Here is a 14336-nt window from a genome sequence, read left to right as displayed (position 1 = left end):
CGCCGCCTGGCCGCGTTGTCGTCGTCCCCGATACAACACCGGTATCGGGAACTCCTCCGCCTTGCAGGGAAAAGCATACCTACACAAGTCGGTTAGATTTGGGTCATGCGATCAAAAGCCCTGGTGGGCAAGCGGGTTAGCGTCTACACCGACCGCAAGGTGTCCCACGACGCGCAGGGAGTGACTACACACGACTGGTGCAAGCGGGCCGATGCCGACGTGGTGGCCGACTTCGAGGATCTGGGCGTGTCGGCTATCAAGGTCAACACCTTCGACAGGCCCGACCTGGGTAGCTGGCTGACCGAGGACCGCGCCGAAGAGTGGGACACGATTGCCTGGGCCAAAGTGGATAGAGCTTGGCGCTCGATGCGGGATGGTCTGAATTTCATGCATTGGGCGGAGGATCACCGCAAAAGGGTGGTCTTCGTTGATGACGGCCTGGAATTCGATTACCGCAATGGTCGGAAGAAGGGCGATTTTCAATCGGCGGTCAGCGATATGTTCATGCTCCTGTTGAGTATGTTCGCGCAGATCGAGGGCGAGCGGTTCATACAGCGATCGTTGGATGCGCACGGGGTGTTGAAGAATACCGATCGTTGGGCGGGTGGAGCTGCGCCGTTCGGTTTCGCGATTGTTGATCATCCTTCCGGGGGGCGACGGTTGGCGAAGGATGCCGATCAGCAAGAGGTGTTGCACAAGCTCGCGGGATTGTTCGTCAATAACGGTTGGTCGTACAGTCGGCTCGCGGGTTGGTTGAACGACAGCGGGGTGCTTTCCAATCAGGCTGCGGCTCGACAGAAGGGCGGCAAATCTGTTTCGACGCGGCCTTGGCAGGACGTGACGGTGAAAAGGCTCCTGACCTCTCCGGCGACTCAGGGCCTGAAAGTGGTCAACATGCAGCCCGACCCGGAGAAGCGGCAGAAGTGGGTTGATACCGACTATCAGGTCGCGACGGACCCGACCACGGGTGAGCCGATCCGCATGGCCGATGCCACGTTCGATGCGGAGACCTGGGCCAAGATCCAAGCCCGTGTAGCCGAGCGGACGATTGCGCCGAGGCGCAGAACCGAGTGGACGAATCGTATCGCGGGCATCGTGGCCTGTGACTGTGGTGCCGCTTTCAGCCGCTCGCCCGGTGGGGGTGAGGACTATTACTACTACCGCTGCTCGAGAGGGCGTGGGCATGCGTGCAAGGGCCGCACGGTCCGCAACGACATCTTGGACTCGGCCGTTCGGGATTTCTTCTTGGAAGGCCACTTGGCGAGCAGAGCCGTCACGCATCGTAGGTGGGTTCCGGGTAGCGACCGCAGCGAAGAATACGAGCAGGTGCAGGAGAGCATCCGGGCCATGCGAAGAAATTCTGAGAAGGGGTACTACAAGGGTGATGAAGCCGAGTACGAGGCGAAAATGGATGCTCTCATCGCGAAGCGGGAACAAATCGAATCCGAAGGGATCGTGGCCAAGGGCCAATATGTCACCGAGGACACCGGTAAAACGTGGGGTGATCTTTTCCGGGAGTCCGAGGATTGGGCGGTGGTACAGAAGGCGATCACCGATGCCGGTATCCGACTGATCATTGAAGGTACCTACCCGTTGATTGTTCGGGTGGATGATCCTTCGGAGCGTGACGGTATCCCGTATTTCTCGGTGGAGATGGAACGTCGAAAGTCCGATAGTCGTTCGCAGTCGGGTCGGGTGTGGCAGGCGATCACCGATGACCCTGGCGCGACGGACAAGGCTCTCGCCGAACGGTTGGGGGTTACTGCGGTGACTGTGGGCCGGTGGCGGCGGAAGATGCCCGCTACGCCGGTCGAGCCGACGCGGAAGTGGAACGCGTGGCTGGAACCGCACCCGGTAGGCCCCGAGATGGGCGACACTTCCACGCTGGTGGCGTGAGTATGGTGAGGGGTCGGGACGAGGCGTATTCGTCCCGGCCCCTCGCCGTGCAGTATCCCATCCGATGTCCAGCCAGAAACACGAGTAGCCCCCAGAAGTTCTGGGGGCTACATCGTTTGGGGGTAACCGGGGTGTCGGGCCAGTTCTGGTGTCTGGCGGTGCCGACCCCTCGCTGCGGCCACCCTATCCGAACAGCGCCGTTTGGACCGGTTCAGCGCTTTCGTGCTCAACAAGTTCACGGAGCGGGAATCGGCGCAGCGTTTCACCTCGTACCGTGTCGAGATCGGCCAGCATGTCCACCACCCACGCCTGTCTTTCGAGGGCGGTCAGATTGTCCAGCAGCCAGCGTGCCGCGTGGTGGACGGTTGCCGTGTCGCCCTGTGCGATGGCGCGGGCGACGCCGTAGTAGTCACGATGGACCGGTCCGGGAAGGGTCCGCAGTCCGGCGTGGGCGCACCAGCGAGCCAATACGGCTACCTCGTTGTCGGCCTGGTCGATCGCGTCCAGATCGCAGGGTGCGACCGAGCCGGTACGGTTCGGGTTCGATCCTTCGCGTCGGACCGCGGTTCCGCGAATCACGTTGGCGCGTACCCAATCGATGACGTGGGGTGTGGTTGCGATGAGGGTTTCGAGTCGTTCCCGGCATTGCCGGCACAGCCACACCCCGGCAGCCCGGACCAGGATGGGGTCCGAGCTGGTGGGGTGCATACCGCATCGCAGGGTGGCAGGTGCGTAAGGTTTCACACTTGCTCCGCTCGGTGGGCAACCACACCTTTCAGGTTGCGTGGCGTAATCCAATGGCCACGGTCGTCTACGTCCTCCGGCGGCTGTACTTGAGTGATCGCGTCGTGGTTGTCGGCAGGGTGGTTGTCGTGCGTCCACCAACCGCCTGTCGGGCAGGCTATCCAGGTGATCGAGGCACCGCAGTTCTCGCACTGCTCATGCCATTGCAAGGGTGTCCCGTATCCAGCGCGGCGCAGCAGCACGACGTATTCGCGGAGCGGCATGATCGCGAGTTGTTCGCCGGGGTCGCCGACGCCCCAGAGTTTCCAGATCAGGAATCCAACATCGGCGCGGGCGTTGTTGATCTGTTCTCGGAGATCGGTAATCCATTCGCGCCATCGAGGGGTCCGAACTTTCTTCGCTTGCCCGATCGCGCCAGGAGCGAGACCAACTGTCGGGTCCAAGTGGATATCGGCGGTATCACGTTGGTAGCCCGCTCTGGTGCGTTCGGCGTACGGGAATCCGTTGTGACGCAGGTAATCACATACGGTGCGCTCGAACTCATCACCCTTGCGTTTCTGCGGGCTAGGCATCGGGTGCGCTCCAGACCTTGCCGTCGCGGTAGATCACTCGCAGCCCGTTGTCGCCGATGTATGCGGTGTATACGTCGGTCAGAACGCCGTGGGCGAATTGCGCGTACTGGACTTGGAGGCGAAGTGGGAGGTCTTCGAACTTGTCCACCTTCTTCGTGCCTGTGGTGCTGTAGTGGTTGGGATTCGCGGAGCGAAGGGCCGACCAGCCTCGGCGCGCGGCTTCGACACCACCCAACGCGGCCAACTCAGCCCTTTCCCGCTCCGCTCGTGGGTCCTGTTCGACCATGCGGCGCTCGGCCCGCATATGGGGGCGGAGATCGGTGAGGATGGTCGCGAGCGTGGTCAAGCCGCGACGTTCCGCGAAACTGATGGTTGTTCCGATCGCCGTCAGTTCGTCGTCTGTGGCCAGCTCTTTGCGCCACGGGTGTTGAAACTCATTATGATTGGTGGAGTATGGAGTATTCATCGGTGGATGCCTCTAATCCGTTTGGTCGCAGGGTATTTCATGCAGGCGTGCGATCGTCTCGGCTGTGGAGGGGGTCAGGAACTCACCGGACCGCAACCACTGGTCGACAGTGCGACCAGGAGTTGAAACACGCTGTACCTCTTCCGGTTTCGAATCACTCTGGCTGGTGGTGTGCTCAGCTTCTCGACTTGATCCACTTCTTTTGGATCTGGGAATACGCGCCGATTTCGTGCGGGACATGATGGGGCTCGGCCTCCTGGTCGAGAATTCGCACGTACTCGTAGTCGTCACCGCCCACTGTGAGAACGTCGACGATGGCTACGGCATGTGTGCTCGACGAGCAGCATCCGCAGCCGGGGTCAGGCAATCGGACGTCTAGGTTGCCGTCACGACTCTGGATATCGCGGAGGTGATCGATTAGCTCGCTGATCTTCATAGGCTTCTCTTTCGGGTATGAAAAAGGCAGAGCATCGGTCGAATTGGATGCCCTGCCAGCGATATGGTGTTGCCGGGCTAGATGTCGTCGCTATCCCAAGGTGACGCCTTCTTGCCATTGCCGCGCTTCGAGGGCTTTGCCGCGTCGCTACCGGAGTTGCTGTATTCGCGTTTCTGGATCGGTCCGGATGCCTGCCGTACCCGCATGGCCAGGCTCTTGCGTTCGTTGCCGTCCTTGTCGGTCCACGACTGCTCGAAAATCGGTCCGGATACCTCGATCTCGGCTTTCGCCTGGAAGTTCTCGGCGATGAATTCGGCGAGCAATCCCCATGCGGTGGCCCGCACAAGGATAGTGTCGCGTTTCTCCCATTCGCCAGCAAGGTCTTTCACGTTGCGCCCGAACGAGATCGGGAAGTTGGCAACGGCTTGACCGGCCGGGGTGAATTTAAGTTCTATTTCGGCGATGATGAAACCGGTGCCGGTGGTGTCCAATGTGGTTGTCATTGATTGTTGCTCCATTCGCTTGCTCTGTCGAAGTATTCGTCTTCGGGTCGCCAGGGCAGGGTTTCGCCCCAGCGCAATTCGTTCGGCCAGCAGCGTTCTTCGCGGCTGCCGCGCCAGGCCACCACATCCACATCCTGATCGCGGCCATTCGTTTGCGCCGCACCCTGTTTCGGTGCGAGCCCGAACCCGTATTCGGGCCATCTGCGCCAAAGAGAACTTCCGATCGGGCGCATATTGCGCCGCCCGGTGGTATCGGTCCCGTTGCCGGAGTGCGCTTCGGTGATCACCGCGAATTGGTAGCGTTCTCTCAATCCGTCTATCACCCAGGCGATTTCACGTGCGGCCGGTTCGCTCGATGGGTCTTGATGGTGCAGTTTGTACAGCGGACCGAGTACCAGAACGTCCGGTTGCCATGCGGAGATGTGGCTTTCCAACCAGGCCACATCCGCACCGTTCAGCAGGTCGATACCGGCGGGTCGGACCTCGATCGCAGTGCGTTGCGACCACGGCACCCGGTCGGCGCCGACTTGTTGGCGTGCCTGGTCCACTCGGCGGGTGATCCACCCGTACCGTCTGCGTGACTGCGCCGCAGAGTTCTCGCAGTCGATCACCAGTACTCGATGTTCTGGTGTGCCGGAAAAGATTTCGGCGGTGAAGGGATGGATTCCGCCCGCGATGCACGCGGCTATCTGTGAGCACAGCACACTTTTTCCGCCGCCTTCGGAGCCGGTGAGGACCAGGCGCTCGCCGCGTTCGAGCAGTCCGGCTACAAGCCAGTCGTATCGGGTGGCGACGGAAAGGAATTCACCCATCGGGGTCGGCCCGGCGGGCGACGCGGGTGCGGCCGTCGATTCCGCGCGTTCGCACCAGGCGCGGAGTTGGGCGCTGACTTTGTGGACGGTCGTGCCTTCGGGGGATTCGAGGTCGGCCAGCGCGGCGCGCAGTCCCTTCACGAGTGTCCGGTTGGCTGAATGCCGCAGAATCGTCTCCGCGATCTTCGGGGCCGTTTCCGGCTGCCACGCTTCCTGGGCGATATCGGTCAACCAGTCCTGCGGAACCGTTGTCGTGCCACGGCGTACGAGTTCCCCGTGGACCGTGACCGCGGAGACCGGAATCCCGTCGCGCAGCATGTCCGACAGCACGGCCGCGATATCTGTGTGACGTGTGATCGTCCAGTCCCCGGACCGCACGCTCTGGAACGCCTCTCGCACCCGCGCCTGGTCGGCATGTACGAGGGCGAGCCCGATCAGTTGCCTTTCTGCGTAGGGGTCACTGGGGTCGTTTGCTGCCATCCTTCGCCCGTTTCCGTCTCTTGGTCTTGTTGTAGGTGTTTGCCGCGCATCGCCGACAAATCCCGTGCGCGGCATGAATCCGTCCCGGATGTCCGGTCGCCACCGCCCGCTTGGTCGCCATCTGCTCATGGCACACCGCGCAGTCACCCAGTGGTTTGAACCGGAAGCCGGGAAGGCGCGAATCTCGGTGGTATGTGAACGATTTCGCCGGCTCGATCAGGTCGGGTAGTGGAACGCCACGGCGGGTCCTGCGTTTGGTGCAGCAGTCGCACAGCCCCCGTCCGCGATAGACCGGCATACCGGGGTGCCATCGCGCCGAACGGTAGCGTTCGGTCCGGCGGCGGCAATCCCGGCAGAGCCGCCCACCAGCCACCGATTCGGCCGCTTCCGGCCCCACGCCCGCGATGGCCGCGAGCCGGTCGAACGCGGTCATGTGATGATCCCTGCCCGGACCGTGCCAGATAGCTCCACAAGGTCGGGGGCCTCCAGATGCCCGGTGCCCACGATGCGGGTGATGTCCACCGGCACGAGCGCATCGCGGGCGCACTGGACCTGTACGCGACAGTTCGCGCACAGTCGGGCCGCCGCGCCGTCCGGATCATCGGCCGGTAGGTTCTCCACATCCCAGCGACGCGGATCCTGGCCCGCGCACGCCGCACGATCGCGCCAGCCGCTATCGGCGGGTTTCATCGGCGCTCACACGGCCCCCGTCGCATCCGCGGACTTGATTGCGGACAGCAGGGCTGTCAGGACCGCGTGATCGGTGCAGTCCGACACTTTGCCCTCCCCACCGCACTGGCCGAAAAGGGCCATCAGTCGGTCCCGGTTCAAACCGGATTCCTTGTATGCCTCGAACACATCGGCTTGAAGCTGTTCGAGCGCGTCTTGTTCGGCCTGGCGGTTGCGGACCTCGGCAGCGGAGGCGACGCCGCGTTTCGTATCAGCGGCCAATGCGGCGACCATGGCGCGCCCCCATGCGGATGTCTCGGCGTTCTGGATCTCCGAGCCGCGCGTATAGGGCGTCTTGCCGGGAAAAGACTCCTGGGCAACGCCGATACCGGGCCGTGGATCGTCTGGCGTCCGATACGCGGCAGCCACATACACGATGAAGATCTGGCCGCCGATCTCTTCCACCGTGTAGGGGCGGTCCGGATTCCGTGGCTGTAGCGAGCCTTCCGGATGTTTGGTGCGGAAACTGAGAAGTCGTTCGTTGACTTCGACGTAGTCGTTGTTCTTCTCGTAACCCATCGGGCTATCCCCTCCCCGGTCGAACGAAACTCTGTGGAATGAAATATGTACGTGCGCAGTCGAATACAGCCATCAACAACGCGATGTGGAGTACGAGACCGGCCGCGATGCATGGCGCGAGACAGACCCACACGACGATTTCGACCACCATCAGGCGATCCGCCTCAGCGCGGGAATTTTGCGGACCTCGCGCAGACGCAGCGCGAGTTGTACGGCGTCCCAACCGTATTCGATGTCGAGTGCGTACAGCGGCACCTCGTACTTGCCGTATTTGTTGGGTTCCCTGGGTATTTCGATCAGCACCGCCGTAGCGAGTTCGATATCCGGGTGCAATGGAGTCCGGCTGTCGTCCTCGATGTGGTATCGCTCGCCGTGGGCGTAGATCGCGGTCTGACACGTCACGCCCAACGGGTACTTGCTGTTGTTGGTACCTGATTTGATGTCGGCGCACATCACCTTGCCGTCCAGTTTGATCAGTCGATCCATGGACCCGGCGGAGCGGATGTCATCGACTGCTAGAAAGGGTTCGGAATCCAGGACCGTGACTCCGGCGGCGGTCATGGTCTCGGCGTAGGCGCGCATCGGCCCTTCCGCTTCAGGCGGCATGACTGCGGGCCAGCGCCCGGCATCCACGACCTCGGCCAGCTCGTGCAGCGCGGTCCCGCTGTCGGCGGCACGCCCCGAACCCGCTGCGACCATGGCCCTTTCGGTGATATCGCGCATCGCGCTCTTGTTGTTGGCGTAGGCGTGGTGACCGTCTCGGGACAGCAGCGCAGCTACTCGGGCCGATAGCGGGCGGTCCTGCACCACGCCGAGCGCGACCATGGCGGCTTTCCAGTTCATCAGCCCCGCCCCGTCGTCCAGGGCTTTCGCCAACGTTGATGCTCGCGTGTAGGGTTCGCGCTCGGTCTCGCCCTTCGGGATCAACAGCGGGCGTCCCCACCGGTCGCGCTGGACGCGATAGTCGGTCATCGAACACCCCGCTTGTGCAGCTCGATCAGTCGAGAGATACCGGCCGGGGTAACCCGGACCACCGCGCTCCGCATGGTCTCCGAATTCGCCGGCTCGACCTCCATCAGAAAGGAAGTGCCCTGCTCGGTGGGGGTGTTGAATTCGTCCGTCCACCCGATTGCCGCAAGGTGGGCTTTCAGTCTCCGTTGCCCGGTCCGGAATCCGTACTGACGCAATATGCCTGCGGTATCCGACAGCGACAATGGCCGGTCCGCTGTTTCCTCCGGTTCCGCTGGTTCGTGCTCCCAAAGATTTTGGTACTCGTTCAACAGCGAATACCAGGTGTGCGGCAGTATCCCCCACCGTTCGCCCTGGTCGTCGGTGACGTAGTAGCGCCAATCGCCCGCCTCTCGACGGACGTACAGGTCTCCGTCTTCGGTGGAGACCCAGCGCACGTCTTCGGGCTCGTCGGCACCAGTGACGAACATGCGTTTGCCGATATGTGGTTCGGCCTCTGGGGCAGGCTCGGGTTCGACGGTGGGCGTGTGATCCTGTGTATCCGAAAGCTGCGGTAGGTGAAGCACAATGACAGACCTTCTCGCCGCTTGAATCTCGGCCCACAGGGAATTATGAAGTGCGGTCACATCGTTCAGGATGTCGATCAACTTGACCACGACTGGATTGATCTGGGTGTCGTCCATTCTTTCCCCTTCTAGATGCGGTGGCGCTCAGCGCTCCGCAATGTGCGTTCGATTTCGTATTCCGATAGCCCGATGGAACGCGCTGCGCCCGCGATATCCGCGAGTAGTTGTGGGTCCGCGCCTTCCTCCATCGCGGTCACGAATGACCAGAACAAAAGGTTGTTGCGCTCCCCTTCACGCGCTGCCGCAACAACTTTCACCAGCCCCGATCCGTCGCCACCCGGGACGGCTGCGACTCGTATTGGGTGGTGGACCGGGCGGATGCGCGCCCGAAGATGTGCCGGTAGTGGTTGAATCGGCGCGGAATTCGACCAGGTATAGCGTTGGTGCGTCTCCGGGTGGACGGAGGGCGGTGCGACCAGGTAGCCGCGATGGGTCTTCACATCCACACCGGGGCCACCGCCGAGGCGTCCGCGGGATTCGCCGTCAAACCGAAACCAGAGATGCCACCCGCCGGAACCTGTTCGCGCCATGCGCGTTTCCGGATACGGGCGCAACGAATCCAACGTGCCGCCATTGCGCGGGTCCACATCCAACACCGCGACGCCCGTCGGTGGACGCACCCCGATATTGGCATCCGGGAACTGACGCCACCACGCACGTATCACGCGCGGATCGGTGGTCGCATCGTCCTTCCCGTGCTCGGTACGAGGGATCTTCCCGGAGAGCGGAAGCACCGGAATATTGGCCCGCGCGTAGGCGAGCGCCTGTTCCACCATTTCCAAATGGTTCTCCTCTCTATTGAAAGTGATCCACACTATGAAGTTCTCAAAGAACAACTACGCCCGATTTGGGCAAGGCTTCGCCCACCCCGAAATCGGCGGGGCCATTTCGAGACGTGCTCGACCGGCCCACCAATGCGGGCTGAGGAGGCGAATGCGATTGGACAGACCCGATATTCGGCTGTCGTGCCCCTATCCCGACTCGAGCCGGTACTGCGTCATACAGGGGCTTCGAGAGTGCGAGACCGCTGCGGCCGCGCTCATGCGGCTCGTTGCTGCTCCACGATCTCGATCACCTTGTTCAGGTTGCGTGGCCATCCGGAAGCCACAGCGAGTGCGGTGATGAACTCCGCACTTGGCGGCTGGCCGCTGCGCATCCTCCGCAATGTCTCCCGGCTGACGCCGAGCAGATCGGCGAACTGGCGATCGGAAGTGCACTTCAGGCGCGTACGCACCTGGTCGAGCACACCTCGCTTGATTCGCAGTGTCGTCGCCATGCCCCGTATCCCCTCCCCTCGCTTACTTTTTCGTCCCTGCGGTGAGCAGCTTGCCACGGGGTGATGCGAAAATACAACGAGTGACACAGAATCGTGTCACATCATCGCGTCACTTACCCAGCATCTACCCTGGTCAAACGTTTGAAGGTGACACAGAAATGAGGCACAATCCCCCGCATGGACGACAGATTCGAGCGCTGGAAAGACGCCATATCAGGGGGCGACAGCGACCGCGGCATCGGTAGACGACTCGGGATGGACAACACGAAAGTCGCCAGGCATCTGTATTCGGTGCCGCCGGTGGCCGAAACGGTGATACTCCTCGCGCGCGCCTACGGTGCCGACCCGCTGGAGGGGCTGGTGGAGGCCGGTCTGCTGACCGCCGACGAGGCCAGCGCGATTCGTGTACCGCGCGCACTGCGGCTGGCAACCAGTCTGCAACTCGCCGCCGAGATATACCGGCGTGAACTCGAAAGCGCGGGAGAAGCAGACGACCCTTTCGATGACGCGTCCGGTACGTCGCAGACCGCCCCTACTATGAGTCCCACGACAGCCAGGGGGGCAACGCAAGTCGCGTCGGAAGCCCCAGCGGCATCGAAGCAGAACACGAAAAGGCAACGCCGAGAACGACTCACGCGGGGGCTCCGAGAATGACACTGATCGATGCTCTGTTCGCCATCGCCGTAGTGGCATCACTGGCAGTAGTGCGAGTGCGCCGACCATCATGGGTCCGCGCCGCATCCCGGCCGATGACCATCACCTTCGGCTCACTGGCAACCTATGCGGTCCTGCGCCATCCGAGCATCGGCAACGTATGGATCAACGACGGAATCCGCGCTCTGACCGGACTCGACAATCTGGCCGATCTGCTCGGCGATCTCTCCGGATGCGTTGCGGCGTGGGGACTTTGCACGCATGCCGCCCAGGCGTGGGGTGCGCGATGGCTCACCCCGATCGTCACGCGGGCAACTCTCGCGCTCGGCGCGACCCTCGCGACGCTCTACGCGATCTCCGAGGCCCCATACACCGACACCACCTACATCGGTCACCTCGGAGGGTGGGCCGAGCTGTACTCCTACATCGCGGCACTGGCGGTGATCGTGGCGAACGTCGCCGTACTCGTCTCAACTGCGTTCGCCCGCAAGGAAATCGATATGTCGCTACTGATGGCGGGGGCGCTCGTCGGCCTGGTCGTTGGCGCACACAGGGCATCGGACCACTTCGCGCCCGAACTCCTCGCAGACACTCACGATGCCATCTCCTGGCCACTGACCGCGATTGCGATCATCCTCTACGCCTGCGCCGGATTGGCGAGCCACAACGCCAAAGCGCACGAGCCGATGCCCGACCGCGAACGCGTCTGATCACACACCGACACTCCATGGTGACGAAAATCACAAATTACGTGTTTCTGCTGATCAGCACAGGACTGCGACTCACAGTCGCAGGTGTCTTGTGAAGCCCTGTCGGCTAACTTGGGGGAACCGAGGGGGAGGGGGCAACGCTTTCCACTCGAACACTCGGCGGCATCGCTGAGCAGGAACACCCGGAGCGCCCCGAAGGGAAGCGCTCAGGGAATAGCTAGAAATAGAATTACTAGCGATTCGACCACCCAAGGGCGACCACAATGCTTGATGCGCTGACGCGCCTCCGCGAAATAGCCGACCAAGACATCTCAACTATCAATTCGTGCCCGTCCATCATTCCCGAATGGATGAATGAACCCGACGCGTGCAAACTCGTCAATCGATCGCGCTGGACCCTTCGAGACTGGCGTCTCGCAGGTCTCCTGAAAGCCAAACGGCGCGCAGGCGTATGGATGTACAGGCGTGACGAGTTGAGAGCCGTACGGCGTGCCCTGATGGAAAATCGTCGGCGCGGAGTGAAACGGCCGCGACATCGGAGAACTGCGCCCAGCTCTGGGCAACTGAGCCTGGACGCGTAGCCGCGGGCGTTCTATCGCCCGTCCAGGAATGATATTCGGCGCTACCAGACGACGGGTTTGCCGAGCCAATTCCGCAACACGGTGCGCTGCACACCGAAATTCTTCGCCAACTGCACTTCCGACAACCCGGTCCGACTCCGCGCCTTGGGTGCTTCCCGTGCCATCAATTCCTTGATTCGGATGTCTCGGTCCAATGCTTTTGCTCGTTCCTCGCGCAGCACTGCAATGCGTGCCAGAATCGCGGGCGCACTCGATTCATCGATGAAGGCCAGCAACTCCAGCGGGTCTCCAAGACCGGCATCGGCCGCGATTTCCTCATACGACACGCCGCCGACCATAGCGGCCGTCACCGCTCGCCGCACATCCGCCAGCGAGGCGGCATCGCCGCTACGCGAATACAGGGCAAGAACTTCCGCCACTCGAGACCGCGCGCTGTTCACCGGTTCACTCACGCCGAGCACTATACAGCCGGTGCGCATCTCCGGAAGCGGCACCCGATCAGGTTTCTGAGTCACGCCTTGCACCATGACTGTATAGCCTATACAGTCATGGTGTCGCCGCAAGGTGACGAACCAATCGGAAGGAAAGATCAGTGACCCTCAACCTCGATGAATACCAACGCCGAGTTCGATCCGTTTTCGCCAACCGAATCGAAACTCTGAACCTTGAAGCCGCCGGCGAGGAACTGGATCATGCGACACTGCGCGCGATTCGGAAAGGATGGGACTGGGAATCTATTCCCACTATTCCCTACGGGCTGGTGATTCGATTCCTCCTCCGCGTGGAGAAGGTGCCGACTATCGGTCGCATGAGGGAGATTCACAATTCCGCGAACGATTCGTGGGTTGCCGGATACTCGGCAGAGCGCAGGGGCACCTACCAATTCGCTGCGCGGAAATTCCGCGAAGCCGCAGAGTTGTTCGATCTGGCCGCACGTTACGCTGAACAGGTGGACCCGCCGCGCGTCGCACCGTACCGGTACCGCGCCCATCTGGCCAGCCAGGACGCCATGGCGGTCGACCAGATGAGCTAACCCGTTAGGCCGGGTCGGGGGCGAGGCATTCCCTAGATGCCTCGCCCCCGACCTGTGACCGTAACACGATCGGAACAGGTCACCTGGACGTCAACGAGCAACGTAATCGCACTACATCGGGTGTGTAGACTCGATACCGGCGGACGAAACCGCAACGCCACCACCAACATAGGGGGTGGTCGACAGCGCTATCCGGTGGCGCTCGGAAATCAACATCGGAACCGCTCGGCGTTCAATCGCCGAGAACGGGCAGACTCCTTTGCGCGGTATGGGTGGCCGCGCAGTCGACGGCAGTCTTGGCCCGTGCAAAGCCGAAAGGACGCCAGATTCTGAATCTGGCGTCCTTTCGGCTTGCTCAAGGCGTCTAGCTCAATGGGCAGGTGCGGAACGGGGGTGATCGTGGCAGGGAAACGAAACGGGCTCGACCACAGGGCGTATCGCCGCGCCAAGGCGGCACTGCGACGTGAAAGTCGCGTGTGCTGGATATGTGGCCAACCTATCGATACGTCACTTACCCAGGAAGACGGCCGAGGCATGGATTGGACCGCTGACCATGTGACCCCACGTAGCAAAGGCGGTCACCTGCTCGGGGAACTCCGCGCCGCACACCGGGCCTGCAATGCGGCCCGAGGAAATCGAGCCGACACGATGGCCGATCGAATGCCTACATCGCGCAAATGGTGAAACACACTCGCAGGGGGTAGGGGGCAACCCCTCGAATCGAGGGCACTTCTCCTCTCAGGCACACAGGCCGATATCCCCCCGAACACAAAAAGGGGGCCTTTCGGCCCCGCCCCCTATTTCTATCGCCTTCGAATCCAGTTCGCGTAGCGAGCGAACCGGGCGGCGAAGAACATTGAATACGCACCGGCCGCCTCGCGGGCTTCTCGAGTGGCTTGGTTTCGCATGGCTGAAGACTAACACGAATTCGCGCGCCCCAACAACTCATGACCAGGGGAAATTCATGGCAGATCGAGTCAAAATGACAACGGTGGACCTGAAGCAGAAGCGTCTCCTTTTGGATGGTCGGGAATTCCCGTGGGAAATCTCGGATATCGGTCCGACGATCACATCGTTCGCGACAGGTAAGCCTCGGGTGATCCACATTCCGTTGCTGACCGACGACATGCAGATCGTTCCGGCCGGTGCACCCGATCCCGCTCCGACCAATGGCTGACAGGAAGCCTCCCAGCGCCGAACTGGCGGACCTTCAGGCGATACGCCGGGCACTCATGGACGACATCGATTCTTCCCGCGGCGTGGGCCGCGCCCAGCTTGCGAAAGCACTGCTTGACGTGCTGGAACGCATTCGGGAGCTGGCACCACCGGA

Annotated in this window: 21 protein-coding genes; 7 read left to right on the top strand and 14 right to left on the bottom strand. The window is 62.1% G+C overall.

All coding sequences use genetic code 11. The features are described from left to right. The first annotated feature begins 105 nt into the window (after nucleotides 1-105). A complete protein-coding gene (locus D5S18_RS03140) occupies nucleotides 106-1896 on the top strand; it encodes a recombinase family protein (protein ID WP_120037770.1) in 1791 nt (596 codons plus the stop codon). Between the two features lie 183 nt (nucleotides 1897-2079). Here the strand turns inward: D5S18_RS03140 and D5S18_RS03135 are convergent, their stop codons facing one another. The 13 genes from D5S18_RS03135 to D5S18_RS03075 all read right to left on the bottom strand — a co-directional run bounded on the left by D5S18_RS03135 (nucleotide 2080) and on the right by D5S18_RS03075 (nucleotide 10028). Beyond that, nucleotides 2080-2640 carry a hypothetical protein gene (locus D5S18_RS03135; protein ID WP_147403838.1) on the bottom strand — a complete coding sequence of 187 codons (561 nt, stop codon included), beginning with the start codon at nucleotides 2638-2640 and terminating at the stop codon, nucleotides 2080-2082. After that, nucleotides 2637-3212 carry a hypothetical protein gene (locus tag D5S18_RS35220; RefSeq protein ID WP_203236553.1) on the bottom strand — a complete coding sequence of 192 codons (576 nt, stop codon included), beginning with the start codon at nucleotides 3210-3212 and terminating at the stop codon, nucleotides 2637-2639. The genes D5S18_RS03135 and D5S18_RS35220 overlap by 4 nt, the downstream gene beginning before the upstream one ends. Continuing rightward, complete coding sequence (locus D5S18_RS03125; RefSeq protein WP_147403837.1) at nucleotides 3205-3558, bottom strand: hypothetical protein; 354 nt, start codon at nucleotides 3556-3558, stop codon at nucleotides 3205-3207. The genes D5S18_RS35220 and D5S18_RS03125 overlap by 8 nt, the downstream gene beginning before the upstream one ends. A 295-nt stretch (nucleotides 3559-3853) precedes the next feature. Continuing rightward, nucleotides 3854-4114: a hypothetical protein gene (locus D5S18_RS03120; protein WP_120037765.1), complete on the bottom strand. Its 261-nt coding sequence runs from the start codon at nucleotides 4112-4114 to the stop codon at nucleotides 3854-3856. Between the two features lie 77 nt (nucleotides 4115-4191). Beyond that, entirely contained in the window at nucleotides 4192-4617 is a 426-nt protein-coding gene (locus D5S18_RS03115; protein ID WP_158607784.1) for a single-stranded DNA-binding protein, read from the bottom strand. After that, nucleotides 4614-5909, bottom strand: a complete 1296-nt coding sequence (locus D5S18_RS03110) for an ATP-binding protein (protein ID WP_120037762.1) — start codon at nucleotides 5907-5909, stop codon at nucleotides 4614-4616. The genes D5S18_RS03115 and D5S18_RS03110 overlap by 4 nt, the downstream gene beginning before the upstream one ends. Next, nucleotides 5887-6342, bottom strand: a complete 456-nt coding sequence (locus D5S18_RS03105; protein WP_120037760.1) for a hypothetical protein — start codon at nucleotides 6340-6342, stop codon at nucleotides 5887-5889. Before D5S18_RS03105 ends, D5S18_RS03110 begins: the two co-directional genes overlap by 23 nt. Next, a complete protein-coding gene (locus D5S18_RS03100) occupies nucleotides 6339-6599 on the bottom strand; it encodes a WhiB family transcriptional regulator (RefSeq protein WP_120037758.1) in 261 nt (86 codons plus the stop codon). The genes D5S18_RS03105 and D5S18_RS03100 overlap by 4 nt, the downstream gene beginning before the upstream one ends. 6 nt (nucleotides 6600-6605) lie before the next feature. Continuing rightward, nucleotides 6606-7157, bottom strand: coding sequence for a hypothetical protein (locus D5S18_RS03095; RefSeq protein ID WP_120037756.1), 552 nt, complete (start codon nucleotides 7155-7157; stop codon nucleotides 6606-6608). 150 nt (nucleotides 7158-7307) lie between these two features. Beyond that, the gene (locus tag D5S18_RS03090) at nucleotides 7308-8129 is read right to left on the bottom strand and encodes a hypothetical protein (protein ID WP_120037754.1); all 822 of its coding nucleotides are present in this window, start codon (nucleotides 8127-8129) and stop codon (nucleotides 7308-7310) included. Continuing rightward, a complete protein-coding gene (locus tag D5S18_RS03085; protein WP_120037752.1) occupies nucleotides 8126-8809 on the bottom strand; it encodes a hypothetical protein in 684 nt (227 codons plus the stop codon). The genes D5S18_RS03090 and D5S18_RS03085 overlap by 4 nt, the downstream gene beginning before the upstream one ends. Nucleotides 8810-8820: 11 nt before the next feature. Further along, nucleotides 8821-9528 (bottom strand): bifunctional DNA primase/polymerase, encoded by a 708-nt coding sequence (locus D5S18_RS03080; RefSeq protein ID WP_120037750.1) that lies wholly within the window; start codon nucleotides 9526-9528, stop codon nucleotides 8821-8823. A gap of 263 nt (nucleotides 9529-9791) precedes the next feature. Continuing rightward, nucleotides 9792-10028, bottom strand: coding sequence for a helix-turn-helix domain-containing protein (locus D5S18_RS03075; protein WP_120037748.1), 237 nt, complete (start codon nucleotides 10026-10028; stop codon nucleotides 9792-9794). 177 nt (nucleotides 10029-10205) lie between these two features. On the opposite strand from D5S18_RS03075, the gene D5S18_RS03070 reads away from it, so the two are divergent. The 3 genes from D5S18_RS03070 to D5S18_RS36335 all read left to right on the top strand — a co-directional run bounded on the left by D5S18_RS03070 (nucleotide 10206) and on the right by D5S18_RS36335 (nucleotide 11973). After that, on the top strand, nucleotides 10206-10682 hold the full coding sequence (locus D5S18_RS03070) for a hypothetical protein (protein ID WP_120037746.1): 477 nt from the start codon (nucleotides 10206-10208) through the stop codon (nucleotides 10680-10682). Beyond that, the gene (locus tag D5S18_RS03065; RefSeq protein WP_147403836.1) at nucleotides 10679-11392 is read left to right on the top strand and encodes a hypothetical protein; all 714 of its coding nucleotides are present in this window, start codon (nucleotides 10679-10681) and stop codon (nucleotides 11390-11392) included. The genes D5S18_RS03070 and D5S18_RS03065 overlap by 4 nt, the downstream gene beginning before the upstream one ends. Nucleotides 11393-11655: 263 nt before the next feature. Continuing rightward, nucleotides 11656-11973, top strand: coding sequence for a helix-turn-helix domain-containing protein (locus tag D5S18_RS36335; RefSeq protein ID WP_369410355.1), 318 nt, complete (start codon nucleotides 11656-11658; stop codon nucleotides 11971-11973). 41 nt (nucleotides 11974-12014) lie between these two features. On the opposite strand, the gene D5S18_RS03060 is transcribed toward D5S18_RS36335, so the two are convergent. Then, entirely contained in the window at nucleotides 12015-12536 is a 522-nt protein-coding gene (locus tag D5S18_RS03060; protein WP_147403835.1) for a hypothetical protein, read from the bottom strand. A gap of 29 nt (nucleotides 12537-12565) precedes the next feature. On the opposite strand from D5S18_RS03060, the gene D5S18_RS03055 reads away from it, so the two are divergent. The 3 genes from D5S18_RS03055 to D5S18_RS03045 all read left to right on the top strand — a co-directional run bounded on the left by D5S18_RS03055 (nucleotide 12566) and on the right by D5S18_RS03045 (nucleotide 14183). Further along, nucleotides 12566-13006 (top strand): hypothetical protein, encoded by a 441-nt coding sequence (locus D5S18_RS03055; RefSeq protein WP_120037740.1) that lies wholly within the window; start codon nucleotides 12566-12568, stop codon nucleotides 13004-13006. Between the two features lie 372 nt (nucleotides 13007-13378). Further along, a complete protein-coding gene (locus tag D5S18_RS36330; protein WP_120037738.1) occupies nucleotides 13379-13690 on the top strand; it encodes an HNH endonuclease in 312 nt (103 codons plus the stop codon). 307 nt (nucleotides 13691-13997) lie between these two features. Continuing rightward, nucleotides 13998-14183 (top strand): hypothetical protein, encoded by a 186-nt coding sequence (locus tag D5S18_RS03045; protein ID WP_120037736.1) that lies wholly within the window; start codon nucleotides 13998-14000, stop codon nucleotides 14181-14183. Nucleotides 14184-14336: the final 153 nt, after the last annotated feature.

It is taken from the genome of Nocardia panacis, assembly GCF_003598715.1.
GTDB classification, from domain to species: Bacteria; Actinomycetota; Actinomycetes; order Mycobacteriales; family Mycobacteriaceae; genus Nocardia; species Nocardia panacis.
This window is presented reverse-complemented; position numbering and strand designations above follow the sequence as displayed.